14 protein-coding genes and 2 pseudogenes are annotated in these 18755 nt (G+C 68.0%); 11 read left to right on the plus strand and 5 right to left on the minus strand.

All coding sequences use genetic code 11. From position 1 onward, the window contains the following. Positions 1-43: 43 nt before the first annotated feature. The 4 genes from ACH4U7_RS48720 to ACH4U7_RS48735 all read left to right on the plus strand — a co-directional run bounded on the left by ACH4U7_RS48720 (position 44) and on the right by ACH4U7_RS48735 (position 5665). The gene (locus ACH4U7_RS48720; RefSeq protein ID WP_398534182.1) at positions 44-1246 is read left to right on the plus strand and encodes a glycoside hydrolase family 1 protein; all 1203 of its coding nucleotides are present in this window, start codon (positions 44-46) and stop codon (positions 1244-1246) included. A gap of 204 nt (positions 1247-1450) precedes the next feature. Then, a complete protein-coding gene (locus ACH4U7_RS48725; RefSeq protein WP_398534183.1) occupies positions 1451-3271 on the plus strand; it encodes a flavin-containing monooxygenase in 1821 nt (606 codons plus the stop codon). Continuing rightward, entirely contained in the window at positions 3268-4917 is a 1650-nt protein-coding gene (locus tag ACH4U7_RS48730; RefSeq protein WP_398534184.1) for an SMP-30/gluconolactonase/LRE family protein, read from the plus strand. The genes ACH4U7_RS48725 and ACH4U7_RS48730 overlap by 4 nt, the downstream gene beginning before the upstream one ends. Further along, positions 4898-5665 (plus strand): SDR family NAD(P)-dependent oxidoreductase, encoded by a 768-nt coding sequence (locus ACH4U7_RS48735; protein WP_398534185.1) that lies wholly within the window; start codon positions 4898-4900, stop codon positions 5663-5665. The genes ACH4U7_RS48730 and ACH4U7_RS48735 overlap by 20 nt, the downstream gene beginning before the upstream one ends. Positions 5666-5808: 143 nt before the next feature. Here the strand turns inward: ACH4U7_RS48735 and ACH4U7_RS48740 are convergent. Both ACH4U7_RS48740 and ACH4U7_RS48745 read right to left on the minus strand, forming a co-directional pair. Then, positions 5809-6414: pseudogene (locus ACH4U7_RS48740) on the minus strand (hypothetical protein); the annotation flags it as partial. A 315-nt stretch (positions 6415-6729) separates the two neighbouring features. After that, positions 6730-7686, minus strand: a complete 957-nt coding sequence (locus ACH4U7_RS48745) for a LacI family DNA-binding transcriptional regulator (RefSeq protein ID WP_398534186.1) — start codon at positions 7684-7686, stop codon at positions 6730-6732. A 351-nt stretch (positions 7687-8037) separates the two neighbouring features. On the opposite strand from ACH4U7_RS48745, the gene ACH4U7_RS48750 reads away from it, so the two are divergent. The 5 genes from ACH4U7_RS48750 to ACH4U7_RS48770 all read left to right on the plus strand — a co-directional run bounded on the left by ACH4U7_RS48750 (position 8038) and on the right by ACH4U7_RS48770 (position 15423). After that, positions 8038-9510 carry an MFS transporter gene (locus ACH4U7_RS48750; RefSeq protein ID WP_398534187.1) on the plus strand — a complete coding sequence of 491 codons (1473 nt, stop codon included), beginning with the start codon at positions 8038-8040 and terminating at the stop codon, positions 9508-9510. A 195-nt stretch (positions 9511-9705) separates the two neighbouring features. After that, positions 9706-11970 carry a beta-glucosidase gene (locus ACH4U7_RS48755; RefSeq protein ID WP_398534188.1) on the plus strand — a complete coding sequence of 755 codons (2265 nt, stop codon included), beginning with the start codon at positions 9706-9708 and terminating at the stop codon, positions 11968-11970. Continuing rightward, positions 11967-13730: a family 43 glycosylhydrolase gene (locus tag ACH4U7_RS48760; protein WP_398534189.1), complete on the plus strand. Its 1764-nt coding sequence runs from the start codon at positions 11967-11969 to the stop codon at positions 13728-13730. Before ACH4U7_RS48755 ends, ACH4U7_RS48760 begins: the two co-directional genes overlap by 4 nt. A gap of 54 nt (positions 13731-13784) precedes the next feature. Beyond that, positions 13785-14552 carry an SDR family NAD(P)-dependent oxidoreductase gene (locus ACH4U7_RS48765; RefSeq protein WP_398534190.1) on the plus strand — a complete coding sequence of 256 codons (768 nt, stop codon included), beginning with the start codon at positions 13785-13787 and terminating at the stop codon, positions 14550-14552. 91 nt (positions 14553-14643) lie between these two features. After that, positions 14644-15423, plus strand: coding sequence for an SDR family NAD(P)-dependent oxidoreductase (locus ACH4U7_RS48770; protein WP_398534191.1), 780 nt, complete (start codon positions 14644-14646; stop codon positions 15421-15423). On the opposite strand, the gene ACH4U7_RS48775 is transcribed toward ACH4U7_RS48770, so the two are convergent. Next, a complete protein-coding gene (locus ACH4U7_RS48775) occupies positions 15413-16027 on the minus strand; it encodes an RICIN domain-containing protein (protein WP_398534192.1) in 615 nt (204 codons plus the stop codon). The genes ACH4U7_RS48770 and ACH4U7_RS48775 overlap by 11 nt on opposite strands. Before the next feature lie 42 nt (positions 16028-16069). Between ACH4U7_RS48775 and ACH4U7_RS48780 the strand changes: the two genes are divergently transcribed. After that, positions 16070-16468, plus strand: a complete 399-nt coding sequence (locus ACH4U7_RS48780; RefSeq protein WP_398534193.1) for a hypothetical protein — start codon at positions 16070-16072, stop codon at positions 16466-16468. Here ACH4U7_RS48780 and ACH4U7_RS48785 read toward each other — a convergent pair. Then, positions 16437-16793: pseudogene (locus ACH4U7_RS48785) on the minus strand (acetoacetate--CoA ligase); the annotation flags it as partial. The gene ACH4U7_RS48780 and the pseudogene ACH4U7_RS48785 sit on opposite strands and share 32 nt — an antisense overlap. 288 nt (positions 16794-17081) lie before the next feature. Continuing rightward, positions 17082-18026, minus strand: coding sequence for an integrase core domain-containing protein (locus ACH4U7_RS48790; RefSeq protein WP_398534194.1), 945 nt, complete (start codon positions 18024-18026; stop codon positions 17082-17084). A gap of 131 nt (positions 18027-18157) precedes the next feature. On the opposite strand from ACH4U7_RS48790, the gene ACH4U7_RS48795 reads away from it, so the two are divergent. Next, entirely contained in the window at positions 18158-18610 is a 453-nt protein-coding gene (locus tag ACH4U7_RS48795; RefSeq protein ID WP_398534195.1) for a hypothetical protein, read from the plus strand. Positions 18611-18755 lie beyond the last annotated feature (145 nt).

Consider the following 18755-nt stretch of genomic DNA (forward strand, 5'->3'; position numbering starts at 1 on the left):
CCCGCGTGCGCCGACGGCCGGACCGAGATCCTGGAGACACCCGATGAGCCGCAATCCCGCCCTTCGCGCCGACTTCCTGTGGGGTGCGTCGACTTCGCCGCACCAGATCGAGGGCAACAACCTCAACAGCGACTGGTGGCACTCGGAGCACCAGAACGCAAGTCACCTGGAGCTGAGCGGCGACGCCTGCGACAGTTACCACCGCTACGGGGAGGACATGCGACTGCTGGCCGACGCCGGCCTGAACGCCTACCGGTTCGGCATCGAGTGGGCGCGCATCGAGCCGGAACCCGGAGAGTTCTCGAGGGCCGAGCTCGCCCACTACCGACGCATGATCGACACCGCGCGCGGCCTCGGCCTCGAACCGGTCGTGACCCTGCATCACTTCACCAATCCCCGCTGGTTCACCGACGAGGGCGGATGGACGAGCCCGACCGCCGTGGACCGCTTCACCCGGTACGTCGAGCGTGCCTGTGCGATCCTCCATGACGTGACCTGGGTCTGCACCATCAACGAGCCGAACATCCTGGCCATGATGAGCGGCATGGCCGCGGCGGTGGCGGAGGGTGCGGACCTGAACCTCGGCGCGGACGTCCGGATGCCCACCCCCGACCCAGCCATTGGCGAGACCCTCGTGCGAGCGCACCGGGCCGCTGTGGCCGTCGTGCGCGAGCACACGTCGTCGAAGGTCGGCTGGACGGTGGCGCAACAGGCCCTCGTTCCCATGACCGGCAGCGAGGAGGTGTACGCCGAACTGCGGTGGGCCTGGGAGGACCTCTACCACCACGGGGCCCGCGGGGACGACTTCCTCGGCGTGCAGTCGTACACCAGCCAGTTGGTGAGCAGGGACGGCATCGTTCCCGCTCCCGAGAGCCCCGACAACACCCTCACCGGTTGGGCGTACCGACCGGACGCCCTCGGCATCGCTCTGCGACATGCCTGGGAGGCCACGGAGGGGATCCCCCTGCTCGTCACGGAGAACGGCATCGCCACCGCCGACGACACACGCCGGATCGCCTACACGACGGAGGCGCTGGGGCACCTGTACGACGCGGTCGCCGAGGGGGTCGACGTCCGGGGGTACCTGCACTGGTCCGCGCTCGACAACTTCGAATGGGGACGGTGGGCGCCGACGTTCGGTCTCATCGCCGTCGACCGTGAGACGTTCGAGCGCACCCCCAAGCCGAGCCTGGCCTGGCTCGGCAGCGTCGCCCGCAAGGGCGGTGCCTTGGAGGCCGGGGCCTGAGGGGGGGGCGCGCTCACGACAGCCGGTCCTCGCAGATGGGCGGCCGGATGAGCGCATCCCGTCCGCCCCGACGCGGGCCGACAGCCGGATCAGGGACCCGGCCGAGCGAGCCGATGACTCCGACGATGCCGTCGTAGATGTCCGGGGCGCCTACGAGGCAGTCCGCACACCCCCGATGGAACACAGAGAGGAAACAGGACACCGATGTCCGCCCCCCACACCTCCTCCATCCCGCACGGTCTCGGGCTCGACCTCGAGGCCCTGCGCGCCCGCTACCGCGCCGAACGCGACCGCCGCGTCCGCCCCGACGGCAACGCCCAGTACCGGGGCGTCGGCGGCGAGTTCGGCTACTACGCCGAAGACCCCCACGCCGACCCGCAGTTCACCCGCGAACCCCTGCACGACCGCGTCGAGACGCTCATCGTCGGCGGTGGCTTCGGCGGTCTGCTCGCCGCGGCCCGGCTGCGGCAGGCCGGCGTGGAGTCGATCCGGGTGATCGACAAGGGCGGCGACTTCGGCGGCACCTGGTACTGGAACCGCTACCCGGGCATCCACTGCGACATCGAGTCGTACGTCTACATGCCCCTGCTGGAAGAGGTCGGCTACGTCCCGAAGTGGCGCTACGCGCCAGGTGAGGAGATCAGGCAGCACGCGCGGGCCATCGGGCGTCACTTCGATCTCTACAAGGACACCTGCTTCCAGACCAGCGTGAGCGAACTGCGCTGGGACGAGGCCGAGTCGGAGTGGATCGTCGCCACCGACCGCGGCGACCGCATCCGAGCCCGCTACGTGGTCGTCTCCACCGGAACCCTCAGCCAGGCGAAACTCCCCGGCATCCCCGGAATCGAGACCTTCAAGGGCCACACGTTCCACACCAGCCGCTGGGACTACGCCTATACCGGCGGCGACGCGAACGGCGGACTGCACAAGCTCGCCGACAAGCGCGTGGCCCTCATCGGCACCGGCGCCACGGCCATCCAGGTCGTGCCCCACCTCGGCGCCGACGCCGGGCACCTGTACGTGTTCCAGCGCACGCCCTCCTCCGTCGACGTACGCGACAACCGACCCACCGACCCGGAGTGGGCCAACTCCCTCGGACCGGGCTGGCAGCGGCACCGCATGGACAACTTCCTCAAGGTGGTCACTGGCGTTCGCGCCGACCAGGACCTCGTGAACGACTCCTGGACCAGCAGCGCCCGGCTCCAGGAGAAGCTCATCCCCACCAACGCCTACGCGGACGTTCCGGCCGAGGAACGCGAACGGGCCTACGAGATCGCCGACTTCCAGAAGATGAACGAGATCCGCGCTCGTGTGGAGGCGGTCGTCGAGGACCCGGAGAAAGCCGAGAAGCTGAAGCCCTGGTACCGCTACATGTGCAAGCGGCCGACGTTCAGCGACAGCTACCTCCAGACCTTCAACCGGCCCAACGTCACCCTCGTCGACACGGCTGACACCCACGGCGTGGAGCGGATGACGGAAACCTCCGTGGTCGTCGGCGACGCCGAGTACCAGGTGGACTGCGTCATCTTCGCGACAGGTTTCGAGACCGGCGTCTCCGGGATCCTCTCCGGACAGCTCCCGGTGTACGGCAGGGGAGGCGTCCATCTCTTCGAGGCCTGGGCCAAGGGCCCGAAGACCCTGCACGGCTTCTACACCCACGGCTTCCCCAACCTCTTCCAGCTCGGTCCGCTGCAGAACGCGTCCGCCGTGAACTTCGTCCACGTCCTCGACGAACAGGCCCAGCATGTCGCCGAGATCGTCGCCGCGGCCCGCAAGCGCCGGGCCCGGTACGTCGAACCGACCCCCGAGGCGCAGGACGCCTGGCTGGCCACCCTCCGGGAAAACGCACCCGACCTGCACGCCTTCCAGGCCGAGTGCACCCCGGGGTACTACAACAACGAGGGCATGCCCAGGGAGCGGAACGAGGCGTACGCCGACGGACCGGTCGCCTTCCACGGCCTGCTCAGGCGCTGGCGTGCGGACGGCGGCATGGACGACGTGCTGGTGGGAGCGGAGGAGGCGTGAGGACCCCGTATCCCAACCGGTTCGACGGAGCCGGCGATCGGACTGTCACGAGCATCCGTTGGCAGGCGAGGCGGCTCAACTCGCCCAGCAGGCTGTGGGGTGCGAACGGCGTCGCGTTCGGTCCGGACGGGCGCTTGTACGTCGCTCAGTTCCTCGCCGGGCAGATCAGCGCCGTCGACCCGGCCACCGGGGACGTCGACGTCGTCGTGCCGATGGACGGCCCGGTGCAGTCGCCGGACGATCTCGCCTTCGGCGCGGACGGGTCGATGTACATCGCCGACCTGGTCCCGGGCTGGGTGTGGCGGCGCAGCCCGCAGGGCGCGTACACCCTGGTCTCGGCCGAGGTGAAGGTGCCCAACGGCATCACCTGTGTCGGGGACCGCCTCTTCGTCAACGAGATGCGTCCGGGCGGTCGTCTGCTGGAGCTGTTCCCGGACGGCGGTGAAGCCGTGGTGCTCACGGAAGGGCTCGCTCTTGGCAACGCCATGCAGCTCGGCCCGGACGGCTGGCTGTACTACCCGCACATGATGACTGGTCAGGTCTGGCGGATACCGCCGGACGGAGGTGTGCCCGAGATGGTGGCCGAGGACGTGCACGAGCCGGTCGCGGTCCGCTTCGACCAGGGCGGCGTCCTGCACGTCCTGTCCCGGGGCGCGGAAGGCTTCGTGACCCGGATCGACCTGCACGGCAGCGGCTCCCGCACACTCGTCACCAGCGGGCTGGTGGGCCTGGACAACGCGGCCTTCGACGCTGACAACCGCATGTTCGTCTCCAGCTACGCCAGCGGAGGCATCTCCGAATTGCACCCCGACGGCCGCACCCGTGAGATCGTCCCCCGTGGCCTCGACGGCCCCTTCGGCGTGACGGTCGATCTCGGCGGCACGGTGTACGTGGGCGACCACTATCGGCTGGCGAGCCCGGTACCCTCCGACGAGGGCGACACCACCTCCCTCACTCTGTTGCCGCCGTTCGTGCACGGGCTCGCCAACGCGGGCGGCTTCGTACACCTCACCTCGCAATACGGCGATGTCCACACCTACGACCCTGACCACGGGACCACACGGGAACGAGCGACCGGACTCGACCAGCCCGTCGGTATCACCGTGGGGCCCGACGGATCGCTGGTCGTCGCAGAGGCGGGCGCCGGCCGGGTCGTGGCCATCGACGACAGCGGCATGGTCACTGTGCTCACCGAAGGGCTCGGCCACCCCATGGACGTGGCCTTCGACACCGAAGGGCGCTGCTATGTGAGTGACGACCGGCTCGGGGCGGTGCTCCGGATCAAGGAGGACGGGACGACGGAGGCTGTCGCGAACGGGCTCGGTGCACCGCAGGGACTGGCAGTCCGCGGCGACGAGTTGATCACGGTGGACGTCGAGCACCGGCGGCTGTGGACCGTCTCGCTGACCACGGGAGAGGCCAGGGTGGATGCTGCGGACCTGCCGGTCGGATCACCCCCTGACACCGGTGGCCGGGCCGAACCCGCGCTGTTCACCCACGGCATGCCCGGTTCGCCGAGCCCCTTCGCGGGCCTTGCCGTCGCCCCGGACGGTTCCCTTCTCCTGTCGGCCAATGGAGAAGGAAGCGTATGGCAGTTGAAAACGTACACGGAGAAGGGTGCATCACATGATCAACACGGATCTTGAAGGTCGCGGTGTCGTCGTCACCGGCGCCGCGTCCGGAATCGGCAGGACCACGGCCCTGAAGTTCGCACACGAAGGTGCGAGGGTTCTCGTCGCGGACCTGGACCGGGCGGGTGCCGAGGGGACAGTCGAGGAGATAGGTGCAGCAGGGGGAGCCGCCGTCGCGGTCGTCGGTGACCTGAGCGACCAGCAGGTGGTGGCCGAAGTCGTCGAGCGGGCCGTCGGCGACTTCGGGCGTGTGGACGTCCTGGTGAACAATGCCGGGATCATGGACCGTATGTCCGCGCTCGGCGAGACCGACGATGCGGAGTGGGAGCGGGTCATCCGCATCAATCTCACAGCGCCGTTCCTGCTGACCCGCGCGGTATTGCCGCACATGCTCGCTGCCGGACGCGGCTCGATCGTCTTCACGGCGTCCGAGGCCGGCCTGCGCGGCAGCGCGGCAGGGGCCGCCTACACGGCCTCGAAGCACGGCATCGTCGGCCTGGTGAAGAACCTGGCCGTCATGTATCGGGGACAAGGCATCCGCGCCAACGCCGTCGCCCCCGGTCCCACCGCGACCAACATCCGAGTGGACACCGGTGAGGGAGCCCACGGCCCCACCGCCATCGGCCCGTTGATCGGAGCAAACATCGGCCGACTGGGTTCGGCGGAGGAACAGGCTGCCGCGATCGTCTTTCTGGCCTCCGACGCCGCCTCGTTCGTCAACGGCGCCATCCTTCCCGTCGACGATGGCTGGGCCGCCGTCTGAAAGAAGGGTTTCGACACGGGCGCCGGAAGGGCCTCATTCATGGGAGCCCGACTGGTGACTCGCCAGCGGAAGGCGAAGTGTTCCGCGTGGACGTGGTCCCGGGGGATGCCCTGGCGGTGGAGGTCCCGGCTGAGGTCTTCGACCATGGACGCGGGGCCGCAGAGAAAAACGTGGGTCTCCGGCATGAGCGGGCCGGCCGTTGTCCGGATCCTGTCGGCGGTGAGATGGCTCTGGCTGCGGCTGAACGTCGGGTGGAGGCGGAGACCGGGAAGACACTCGGCCGCCTCCGTCAGCTCCGCGAGGAACGGTGCGGTGTCGGCGGTCGGAGCGCAGTAGAAGAGGTCGGCTTGGGGGAGCGTGCCGCTCGGGTGCGTGAGCCAGCCGAGGAACGGGGCGATGCCGATGCCGCCGGCGATCCAGATCTGACGGGGTCCGCCGAGGGTGTGGTCGAACATGCCGTACGGGCCGTTGAGGGTGACGGGCAGTCCTTCGCGTACGTCCGTGTAGAGCTTCTGGGTGCCGCGGCCGAGCGCGCGGACGGTGAGCCGGACCGAGCCGTCGGGCTGGACTCCGGCCACGCTGAGGTCGACGATATCGGTGGCGGGCCGCGAGACACGGCGGATGGTGTAGTCGGCCTGGGGCTCCCTGCGCCGCAGCACCAGTTCGTCGTAGGCGTAGGCGTAGGCGTAGGCGTAGGCGTAGGCGTAGGCGTAGGCGTAGGCGTAGGCGGCCAGGCCGACGGTGGCCATGGTGACGTAGAGGGCCAGGAGAATCGCGGATCCGTTGATGACGAGGTCGAGGAACCAGCCGTGCACGAGAGCGGACAGGAGCAGCAGGCCGGTGAAACGGTGCAGGAAGAGCCAGCGTTCGTGGGGCAACCGGAGGATGCGACCGACCTGGCCCAGCGAGATGAGGACCAGCACGAGCACGCCGATGGCGGACGCGGCGCCGGGCCCTGCAGTTCAATGACCCCTGCGGCTACGCGAATTCCGCTGCTTGCCGTCAGCCGCCCGCCACTACAGCCACCACCGATCACCTTGGCCGGGGCAGAGCCCCACCTGAGATCAGCTGCTCCCGCCTTGGATGACCCGGAGACGCACTTCGGTGTGCGTGTCACTGATCGCGTCCTTGTCCAGGCGGGAGAGGATCGACTGGACGGTTGCTTCTGCCACCGCGGATGTGTCGTACTCCATGGTCGTCAGCGGGGGAGTGGTGAGACGGGAGAGTGGGGTGTGGTCCATGCCGATCAGCGCCAGGTCTTGCGGCACTCGCCATCCGCGGAGCGACGCGGCATGGAGCAGGGCGGTGGCCACGTCATCGTTGTAGCAGCCGACGGCGAAGCCCGGATCGCCGAGCTGGTCCAGCGCGGCCACGGCATCCGCGGCGTTGATCCCGAGTGTGAGGATCCGCGGGTCGTCGACGCCGCGCGTGTGGCACTCGTCCGCGAACTCACCTTCACGAGGGCCGCCGAAGGTGTCGCTGCGTGCATCGTGCAAGTGGGCGTAGGCGAGGTGCCGGTAGCCCCGGTTGATCAGGTGGCGCGCCTGGAGCCTGCCGATCTCGGAGTTGACGTCCGGGTGTGACGTGCTCTCCGGGTCGATCGCCTCGACACCTCGACGCTCGAGCAGCTGTCTGTCGGCGTCGGAGAACGGGGTGAGGGACAGGATGGCCCGTGGCTTCATCCCGACGACAAGGCGATCTAGTGATGCCGCAGTGTGCGTGGAGAGCTGAAGAACCAGGGCCAGTCCGCGCCGGGACAACTCGTCGGTCAGGGCGCCGTAGATGTCCTGCAGGTTTCCACCGAAGGTCGTGTCGGGGATGAGCGCGATGACGATGTCGCTCGACCCCTTGGCCAGCGTGCGCCCCGCTGCGGAGGGTTCATAGCCGAGTTCGGCGACGGCCTGATGTACGCGCGCCCGTGTCTCCGCTGCGAACTGGTCTCCGCGGCCGTTCAGGATCTGGCTGACGGTGGATCGCGAGACGCCTGCCCGGTCGGCGACGTCCTGACTGGTAGCGATCACCGTTGCCTCCGTTTCTTCATGGCCCTCGCCGCACTCTATCGCTATTGACGCGCGACACCTACAGTCTGCAGCACTATTGACGCGCGTTAATAGGCTCTGCTTAGGTCTTGACGCGCGTTAACAGTCAGTGGCCTGTCGCCGCGCGACACCTGAACTACCGGCGAGGTGTCGGGAGCCATACATGGAGATCTCCCTGCACGGAGGCCGCATGGACCCCGGCCCCCTCATCGAGTTGCTTGAGCGCGGCAGCGCCCCGACTTCGTGAGCCCGCCCACGGCGTACACAGTCCAGCACGCACGCCGATCCCGGAGGCTCCGCAAGCTCCCGAACCACCTGATTGAAGGGCCGCACATGTCACAGAAACTCGCCGTCACCGAGGACACCCCGGAACCGAAGGCAAGAGTCCGGTTCGGAGTCCGGCACTCACTCATCCTGCTCGCCCTGGTGTGGACCGCGCAGGTACTCCCGATCGTCAGCCTGCTGGCCGGCAACGCGCAGTCCGCGATCGCCATTCACTTCCACACCACGCAGATCGCCTGGTTCGGATTGTTGGGCGTGCTGATCGGGACGTTCGTCATGCCCTTCGTGGTCAAGGCCGCCGGAATGTACGGCAAGAGGCGCACGATGATCGTCATCTCCGTGCTCGGGCTCGTCGGTGACGTCATCGCGGCCCTCGCGCCGAACTACGCGACGCTGCTCGTCGGGCGGGCTGTCGCTGGGCTGTACGTGCCGATCGCGGCGCTCTCCTACTCCATCGCGCGTGACGTGTTCCCCCGCCACCTGGTGGGGCCTGCCAGCGGACTCATGGGCGGCGGTCTCGGCCTGGTCGGCCTCGGCGGCCCGTTCCTGTCCGGGTGGGTCATCGACGACTACGGCTTCCGCGGCGCTCTGTGGTTCATGGCGATCGCCACGGTGTTCAGCCTGATCCTGCTGATCGCCGTCGTGCCCGAGAGCCCTGTCCGCGAGGAGCGTGCCCGCATGGACTGGCTGGGCGGAGCGCTGCTGGGAGGCGGGCTCACTGCCATGGTCTACGCCATCGGGCAGGGCGCCGAGTGGGGCTGGACCAGCGGCAAGCTCTTCACCTACCTCGGCGCGGGCGTGCTCGCGGTGATCGCGTTCGCGGTCTTCGAGAGCCGTGTCGCCAACCCCCTGTTCCCGCTCTCGATGCTCAGTCAGCGCAGAGTCTGGACGGTCCTGCTCGCCACGGCGGTGGTCGCGGCGGCCGTCTACTCAGTGGGCACGGTCACGCAGTTGCTGGCCCTCATGCCGAAGATTCCCGGTCTGTCCGCGGGCCTGGGCTGGTCGGCGACGAAGAGCGCGGTGGTGAGTAGCCCCGTGAGCGTCCTGATCATAGCGGTGGCGGTCGTGACCGGTGTACTGGCCCGCCGGATCGACGCTCGCTTCCTGCTGGGCACCGCCGCGGTCTTCGCCGCCACTGGTTTCGCTATCGGCTCCCAACTGCACCACTCGGCATCCGACATCATCATCGTGGGTCTCGTGGCCGGAATAGGCACCGGTATGACGGCCTCCATCGTGCCCATCATGATCATCGGGACGGTTCCGCCCGAGGAGCAGGCACTGGCCAACGGGGCTCAGAGCATGGTGCAGGGAGTCGTTCAGGCGGTCGTCATCCAGCTCACCTTCGTCGTCATGGCCAAGGGCGGCACAGTGCTCAAGGGCACCCAGTTCTACGGCGACTCCGGCTTCTCCCACGGGTTCTGGTTCGCGGCCGGCTGTGTCGCGCTGGGCGGTCTCCTCATCCTGCTGATACCGAAGGTCAAGCGGCTCGACGAAGCCGAAGTAGGCCAGGCGGCGACCGCCTGACCGAGCCTCGTCGGGCCGGCCTCCCGGGATGCCCGAGGCTCGACAGTCCGGACGCCCATGACGTCCCGGTGACGTCATCGGCGACCTCGGAGTCCCGCGAGCCGGATCCGTTCGCCGACCCGCACGTACGTGCGGGTCGGCCCGCCCACCAACTCTCACCGTGGCCCAGCCCGGTCCAGCGCAGAAAGAATTTTCATGGCGAAAGTCGACCTGCATGTTTTGTCGCTCGAACAGAAGGCATCGTTGCTGACTGGCGGCGGCTTCTGGTCCACCGCGGCCGTCCCCGAGGAAGGCGTCGACGCGATCGTGCTCTCCGACGGTCCCCACGGGGTCCGGCGTCAGAAGCACGGCACCGATCACCTGGGGCTGCACCACAGCGAACCGGCGACCTGCTTCCCGCCCGCTGTCGCGGTGGGGTCGAGCTGGAGCGAGGAGGTGGCCGCGAAGATCGGCACAGCTCTCGCCGAGGAGGCCCGCGCCCTGGGCGTGGATGTCCTGCTCGGACCCGGCGTCAACATCAAGCGCTCCCCCCTTGGCGGACGCAACTTCGAGTACTTCTCGGAGGACCCGCTGCTGTCCGGGGTGCTGGCCACCGCCTACGTGAAGGCTCTTCAGGCGGGCGGCGTAGGGGCGTCGCTGAAGCACTTCGCGGCCAACGACCAGGAGACCGAGCGCATGGTCATCAGCGCCGATGTCGACGAACGTACGCTGCGGGAGATCCATCTGGCGGCTTTCGAACGCGTCGTCACCGAGGCCGAGCCGGCCACGGTCATGTGCTCCTACAACAAGATCAACGGTATTCCGGCGTCGGAGAACCACTGGCTGCTCACACAGGTCCTGCGCGATGAATGGGGGTACGACGGCGCGGTGATCTCCGACTGGGGCGCGGTGCGCACACGTCCCGTGGCCCTGAACGCCGGTCTGGACCTGTGCATGCCCGGACCGGGGCACCACGCGACGCAGACCCTGGTCGAGGCCGTACGGGACGGGCGTGTCGAGGAATCGACGGTGGACCGCGCGGCGGAGCGCGTGCTCGCACTCGTCGACGCGGCCGGCGACCGGACAACCGCTCCGGATCTGGACGCACACCACGAACTAGCTCGCGAACTCGCGGCCGAATGCGCGGTCCTCCTGAAGAACGCGCACGGCACCCTCCCGCTCGACCGAGTGTCGTCCGTCCTCGTGGTCGGGGAGTTCGCGACCATACCTCGCTATCAGGGCGGCGGCAGCTCACACGTGAACGCCACACGTGTCGACGTCCCACTCGAGTGCGTCGAAGCCCATACCGCCGCGCGGGGGACCACGCTCACGTACGCGCGGGGTTTCGACATCCGCGACGAGGACGGCGACGCGCTCCGCGAGGCAGCGGTGCGCGCAGCGGCCGACGCCGAAGTGGCCGTCGTGTTCGCGGGCAACCCGGAGGCTGAGGAGACCGAGGGACTGGACCGCATTCGCCTCGAACTCCCGCCCGCGCAGGTGAGGCTCATCAAAGAGATCGCGGCGGTCGCCCCGCGGACCGTGGTCGTGCTCGCGAACGGAGGGGTCGTCTCGCTCGAGGACTGGCACGACGACGTCGACGCGATCCTGGAGGGTTTCCTCCTCGGCCAGGGTGGTGGCGCGGCACTCGCCGATCTCCTCTTCGGCGCGGCCAACCCCTCCGGCCGCCTCGCGGAGACCATCCCCCACCGTATCGAGGACACCCCCACCTATCTGTCGTTTCCCGGGGAGCAGGGGCACGTCCGCTACAGCGAGGGCGTCATGGTCGGGTACCGCTACTACGAGACGGTCGGTGCCCCGGTCCGCTACCCGTTCGGACACGGCCTGAGCTACACCGATTTCGACGTCACTGAGCTGCAGGTGCAGGTCGAAGGGCCGGCCGAAGCATCGGTGGCCGTCACAGTCACCAACACGGGAACGCGCGCCGGAAAGTACGTGGTGCAGGTGTACGTCTGCACGCAGGCTGGTCCCGTGCGGCGCCCGGAGCGCACGCTCGCGGCCTTCGCCAAGACACACCTCGAGCCCGGACAGGCGAAGGAGGTCCACCTGCGGCTGGACCGGCGAGCCTTCGCGTACTGGGACGTCCTCCTCTCCCGATGGGTCGTGCCAGACGGCACCTACGTCGTCCAGGTCGGCGAGAACGCCGCCACCGTGCTTCACGAGCAGACCGTCCACCTCGACGGTGACGGCATCCACCCGCCGCCGTCGCTGCAGTCGAACGTCGGCGAATGGCTCGCGCACCCCGTCGCGGGCCCCCCGCTTCGGGCTCGTATGGCTCCGCTCATGGCGCAGGGCGGAGCGGAACTCGACGACGCCGGCGACCAGACGAGCATCGTGGCGTCGATGCCGATGGCCCAGATCCTCAACCTGAGCGGCGGAGCCATCGACGGCGACTGGCTCCTGTCGCTGCTGGCCGATTCCGACTCCACTTCCCCCAGCGAAGAAGAAAGCAGGAACCGATGACATCCGACTCCCGCGACGGCACGACACGGGCCGTCTGCAATCCGCTGAACCTGCCCTATCGCTACCAGGACCTGCGCCCCATGTCCGGCGGCCGGACCGTGCACCGGGAAGCGGCCGACCCGTCGGTGGTCCGGTACCGCGGCCGGTTCTACCTCTTCGCGTCGATGTCGGCCGGCTTCTGGCACTCGGCGGACCTGCTGACCTGGGAGTACCGACCCAGCCGGAAACTTCCCGCGCTCGACTACGCCCCCGACGTGCGGGAGATCAACGGGGCCCTCTACGTCTCGGCGTCCCGGCAGACCGACAGTCCGTTCTTCCGCAGCGAGGACCCCCTGTCGGACGACTTCACCCAGGTGAACCCGGGCTTCCCCTTCTGGGATCCGAACCTCTTCCAGGACGACGACGGTGCCGTCTACTTCTACTGGGGGTGCTCCAACAAGGAACCCATCACCGGCGTCCGCGTCGACCCGGAGACCATGGACAGGATCGGCGAACCGGTCCCGCTCATCAGCGGCGATCCCGAACAGCACGGCTGGGAACAGGTCGGGGAGAACCACGTCAAGACCGAACCCACGACGGAACTGGCGAAGGCGATCGCCGAGTACCTCGGTGACGCCCCGTTCATCGAAGGTGCCTGGATGACCCGTCACCAGGACACCTACTACCTGCAGTACTCCGCACCGGGCACGGAATGGAACACCTACGCGGACGGCTACTACACCGCGGCATCGCCGCTCGGGCCGTTCGCGTACGCGCCGAACAGCCCGTTCTCCTCGAAGCCCGGCGGCTTCGTCACCGGCGCGGGGCACGGCAGCACCTTCCAGGACGAGTACGGCAACTGGTGGCACGCCTCGACCATGCGCATCTCGGTGCACCACGAGTTCGAACGGCGCGTCGGAGTCTTCCCCGCCGGGTTCGACGCCGACGGCGCGCTCTTCTGCAACCAGAACTTCGCGGACTACCCGATGATCATGCCGGATCGCCGGATCGATCCGTGGACCGGCACCTTCGCCGGATGGATGCTGCAGTCGTTCCGCGCGAGGACGACCGCGTCGTCCTTCGCGGAAGGCCACGAACCCGACCTCGCGGTCAACGAGGACATCCGTACCTGGTGGACCGCCGCAACGGCCCAGCCCGGACAGTGGCTCCAGATCGACCTGGGCGAGGAACGCACCGTCTCGGCGATCCAGCTCAACCTCGCCGACCAGGATCTGGCCGCGCACGCGCCGGAGAGGACCGACGGTGGCGAAGCCACCGGGGCCTGGAGGGCGATTTACCCCGATCTCCAGCCGACCGAGGTCCTCATCGAGATCTCGCGGGACGGCGAGCAGTGGGCCACGGTCTCGGACAACCGGGGATCGGGCGAAGACGCTCCGCACGCGTTCATGGTGCTCGAGAACGCCCGACGAGCCCGGTTCGTCAAAGTCACGGCCGGCCGGATGCCCTTCGACGGCCCCGTCTCCATCAGCGGCCTGCGCGTCTTCGGCACCGGCGACGGAGCGGCACCCGCGGCCGCCACCGCGCGAGCCAGGCGCGTCGACGACCTCACGGCCAGGCTCGACTGGGAGCCCTGTGAGAACGCCCACGGGTACAACGTCCGCTACGGCATCGCGCCGGACAAGCTGTACCACAGCTGGCTGCTCTACGAGCAGCACGATCTCGATCTCCGAAGCCTGAACGCGGGACACGACTACTGGGTGGCCGTCGACTCCTTCAACGAGAACGGCATCACGCCGGGCCCGGTCGTGAAGATCACCTGAGGTCCGCCCGACCCGCAGCCGCCCCGTCACCGACAAGAACGTAGGAGATCATTCATGCAGGGCCTGCACGACAAGGTCATCGTCTTCGCCGGAGCCGGCGGAATCGCCACCGCCACCGCGAAGCTCCTCGGCGCCGGGGGCGCCCGGATCGTGGTCGGTGACGTCGTCGAGGCGTCGGCCGAGACCACTGCCCAGGCAGCCCGGGACGCCGGCGGCGACGGCATCGCCACCGTCGTCGACATCGCGGACGAGAGCCAGGTCAAGCACCAGATCGACCTGGCGATCAAGACATACGGTCGCATCGACGGCCTGTTCAACGTCGCCGCGAACATCCACCAGGACGAGGTCGCCAAGGACACCGACGTGACCGGCATCGACCTGGGCGCGTGGCAGCGCACGATCGACGTCAACCTCACCGGATACCTGCTCACGCTCAAACACGCGCTGCCCCATCTGGTCGCCGGCGGCGGTGGATCCGTGGTCAACACCCTGTCCGGCGCGGTCTACGCCGGGATGCCCGACAAGGTCGCCTACTCGGCGACCAAGGCCGGCATCGGCGCACTCACCCGCCACGTCGCCCGCCGCTACGGCAAGGACGGCGTGCGCTGCAACGGGGTCGCCCCCGGCCTGGTCATGACCGAGCAGACCGAACGCAACCTGCCCGAGGAGTTCCGCGACATGATCCTCGCGACCACCCCGGCGCCGCGCCACGGCCGGCCCGAGGACGTCGGCGCCACCGTGGCCTTCCTCCTGTCCGACCTCGCCCAATGGACAACCGGCCAGATCCTCTGCGTCGACGGCGGCACCACCATGCGCCCCTGAACCACGCTCGACGGCCGTTCGGCCGCGCGTCCCGATCGACCGTCATCAGCCTCTGACGCCGACCACCTCTCGATACGAAGAAAGCAGCCCCATGGGAAAGCTGGACGGGAAAGTCGTCATGCTCACCGGAGCCTCCTCGGGCCTGGGCAAGCAGCAGGCGATCCGGATCGCCGAAGAGGGCGCCAGCCTGGCGATATGCGCGAGGACCGAGAGCAAGCTCTTCGAGACCAGGAAGATCTGCGAGGACCGAGGGGCCGAGGTGCTGGCGATGCCAGTCGACATCATGGACCACGACGCGCTGTCCGCGTTCGTGTCCGCGACCGTCGATAAGTTCGGCACCATCGACGTGCTCGTCAACAACGCGCACACCATCACCGTCCCGGCGCCGTTCCTGGAGAAGACCATCGACGATCTCGATGTCGAGATGCGCAGCTCCGTGTACGCCTACTGGCACCTCATGAAGCTCTGTTTCCCCTACTTGCGTGATCGGCCCGGAGCCGGCGCGTCCATCATCAACTTCGCCTCGGAAGCGGGCGTGATGGGCGACGCGCTGTACGCCCCGTACGCCGCGTCGAAGGAGGCGGTCCGAGGGCTGTCGCGGGTCGTCGCGAGGGAATGGGGACAGTACGGGATTCGCGTCAACACCCTGTGCCCCAACGGCATGACGGACAACATCTCGGGTGGCCTCGACTGGATGGAACCGCGGACACGCGAACACATCGAGAAGAGCTTCGTGAACAACCCGTTCGGTCGCGCCGGAGACCCCTACGAGGATGTCGCTCCGGTGACCGTGTTTCTCGCGTCGGACGACAGCCGGTGGATCACGGGGCAGAACCTCCATGCGGACGGGGGTGGCCTGATCAACGCCTGAGGATACCGATCAGTCTGGCAGACGCCTGAGCGGTCCGATCCCCTTTGCAGCGTGCCGAGGTGCACCTCGGCACGCTGCGATCCCTTCCTCCTGCTGGAGAGCCGCTTGCCGCCCCTTGGACGGCGAGCCGCTGCTGGTTGGCGCCGGTGCTGCGACTCCCCTGGCTGAGGGCCGCACCGTTGCCCGTCGACGCTCTGGCGACTTGGAGGCACAGCCCGCCGTTGACGTTGGTGAACGTGACGTAGCCGCCGATTACCGCAGCCTTCCGCCACAGCTGGTGCGTGCCACCGTCACAGGACATTGGTCGGCGGTCGCACCGTCGGTCTTGGAGGCTATGTCCACGCTGTTCTGGTCGAGGTAGGGGCCGGTGACGCTGGTGGACCGTCCGGCCACGGTGCAGTAGGTGCTGTTGACTCCGCTGCTCGACGAACAGACCGTCGTGGTCCTTGTCCGGACCGCTGGTGCAGCTGTGGCTGGCCCGCCGATCGACCACAAGCTCACCGGACGGCCTGCAGTCCGCTGCAGGGCTTCGCGTATGTGGCGGTCGGCACTCCGGGACGAACCGTCGAGCAGGCAATGCGCCACTGGCAAGGAGCTGCGACATGTACGCGAAGAGTCACGCCTTCCCCAGCGTGAGGTCGGTCGAATGAGTCGCACGTTGCTGCGCGGCGCACAGGTGATCAGCATGGCGCCCGGCCGACCGGACGTGGAGCGCGTGGACATCCTGGTCGATGACGACAGGATCGCCGCCGTGGGCGATCACCTGGACAGGTCCGATGACGACACCATCGACTTCTCCGGGCGCATCGTCATGCCCGGACTGATCAATGCGCACCTGCACACCTGGCAGTCCGGACTGCGCTGCGTGGGCGCCGACTGGACCCTGTTGCAGTACCTCACCCACCTGCACGGAGGCGTCGCCCGGCACTACAGCCCCGACGACATGTTCATCGGCGCCCTCGCCGGCGCGCTGAACCAGATCAACTGCGGTACCACCACGATCGGTGACTGGTGTCGGCGGGGGCGCCTTGGAGCAAGCGCTTGACGGGGACTTCGAATTTCTTGCCGGTACGGGTGTGGGGGATGCCCGGCGCTTCGAGGATCTCGTCGGGCACGTGACGGGGTGAGGCGCCGGTGCGGATGGCGTGGCGGATCTTGTCCTTCAGGGCGTCGTCCAGTTCCACTCCGGCGGCGGGGACCACGAACAGCGGCATCCAGTAGCCGCCGTGGGGTTCCTCGGCGCCGATGACCAGGGCTTCGGTGATCTCGGGGAGGCGTTCGACGACGTCGTGGATGTCGGCGCTGCCCAGGCGTACGCCGTTGCGGTTGAGGGTGGAGTCGGAGCGGCCGTGCACGATCACCGAACCGTGGGAGCATCGTGGCGTCGATGCCGATGGCCCAGATCCTCAACCTGAGCGGCGGAGCCATCGACGGCGACTGGCTCCTGTCGCTGCTGGCCGATTCCGACTCCACTTCCCCCAGCGAAGAAGAGAGCAGGAACCGATGACATCCGACTCCCGCGACGGCACGACACGGGCCGTCTGCAATCCGCTGAACCTGCCCTATCGCTACCAGGACCTGCGCCCCATGTCCGGCGGCCGGACCGTGCACCGGGAAGCGGCCGACCCTGCGCTTGCCGAATATCTTGTCCGTGCAGGTCACGCGGCATGTCTGTATTCGTGGAGGATGCCGCCAAGGCGGTCGTGGCGTCGTATGTCGGGGTCGTTTAGCTTGTCGGGATCGTTGATTGGTGTGGGGAGTGGGTGTAGCGGTCGGGCGTTCGCGATGCCCTGGTGCGGTCGGTGGAAGTTGTAGAACTGCTCGAACTCTCGTAGGGCGTGGAGGAGGTGGCGCTGGTTCCAGATCAAGGTTCGGTCCAGGAGTTCGTGTCTGCAGGTCTGCACCCACCTTTCCATGATTGAGTTCATTCTCGGCATCTGGATTCCGGTGAGGACAATTTCGATCCCCGTGTCCTTGAGGACGGCGTCGAACAGGGCGGGGAACTTCCCGTGCCTGTCCCGGATCATGAATCGTGCCCGGCAGCCGACGTCTTCGAGATCCATGACCAGGTTCTTCGCCGCTTGGGTTACCCGGGATGTGGTCGGGTGTGCGGTGGCGCCCAGGACCCGGATGCGGCGACTGCTGTGTTCGATCACCGCGAGTACGTACATCCGCGCGCCGGACAGGGTGACCGCCTCAAAGAAGTCACAGGCCAGGAGGGCGCCGGCTTGGGAACGCAGGAAGCCGGCCCACGTGCTGGAGCTCCGGCCGGCCGCCGGATCGACGCCGGCATCCTTCAGGATCTTCCAGACAGTCGACGCGGCCACCTTCACCCCTAGCACGAGCAGCTCGCCATGAAGGCGCCTGTAGCCCCAGCTTGGGTTCTCTCTGGCCAGCCGCAGCACCAGAATCCGGATGGACCGTGCTGTACGAGGTCGACCGGGTCGCTTGGGCCGCGATAAGGCGGCATGACGGCGCCTGGACAGGTCGCGGTGCCAGCGCAGCACCGTGTCAGAGGGCGGTATGTGAGTGAATAGACGGTTTGTCGTCGCCTGAACGTGTAGCAGTGTGGCGTTCCGGCGGGTGGGGGCCGTGGGCATCATTCAGAAGGCAGCACTGGCGACCAAAGCTCCTGCCGAGCGTTTCGGACTGGACAGCTGCACACACGTCAAGCAATGGGAGAAACTGGGAAACTAGCAAGAGTCGACGGACGAGCCTGCGAAGGAGCCGTGCGGTGGGCGACGAGTCGCTGTTCTATCGGCCGGGAAGCACGCTGCTGACCGCGATCCGCGCGTACACGGGCGGGCCCACGCCGAGTCGCCCTGACGACCCGGCCGTCCGTTTCCATCCCGGCGGAGTCACGTACCACCAGGCGTACGGATACGTTCCCGTGATCAAACTGGGCTGGCCGGCGGTCCGCGCGGTCGCCATCCTCCCCGGACCGGTCCCGGACCGTCAGGCTCTGTGCGTGTACCGGTTCAACGAACCACCGGAGGCCGACGTCCCGGCCAACGAACTATTCACCGGCACCGGGCGGGGCCTCGGAGTCCACTTTCAGGCGCTGTTCGGCACGAAACTCGTGGTGCACCTGCACCATGTACGAGGCCCGTCCCCAAGGAAACTCGCCCAGCGCCTACCAGCCTGGACAGGCGGCCGCATCACCCTCACCACCGAACGCCCAGCCTGAGAGGGCGTTTGAGGTAGGCAGATTGCCCTTGATGCCCTAGTAGGACTCCGTTAGTGGGCGGTTCGTGAGTCTTTGAGTCGATCTGCTGTCGCCTGATGGTGTGGCGGTGGGGCGGAATCTGCCGGTCCGCGGTTGGTGGTCTGGT

This window comes from Streptomyces sp. NPDC020845 (genome assembly GCF_044334165.1).
In the GTDB taxonomy this organism is placed as follows: domain Bacteria; phylum Actinomycetota; class Actinomycetes; order Streptomycetales; family Streptomycetaceae; genus Streptomyces.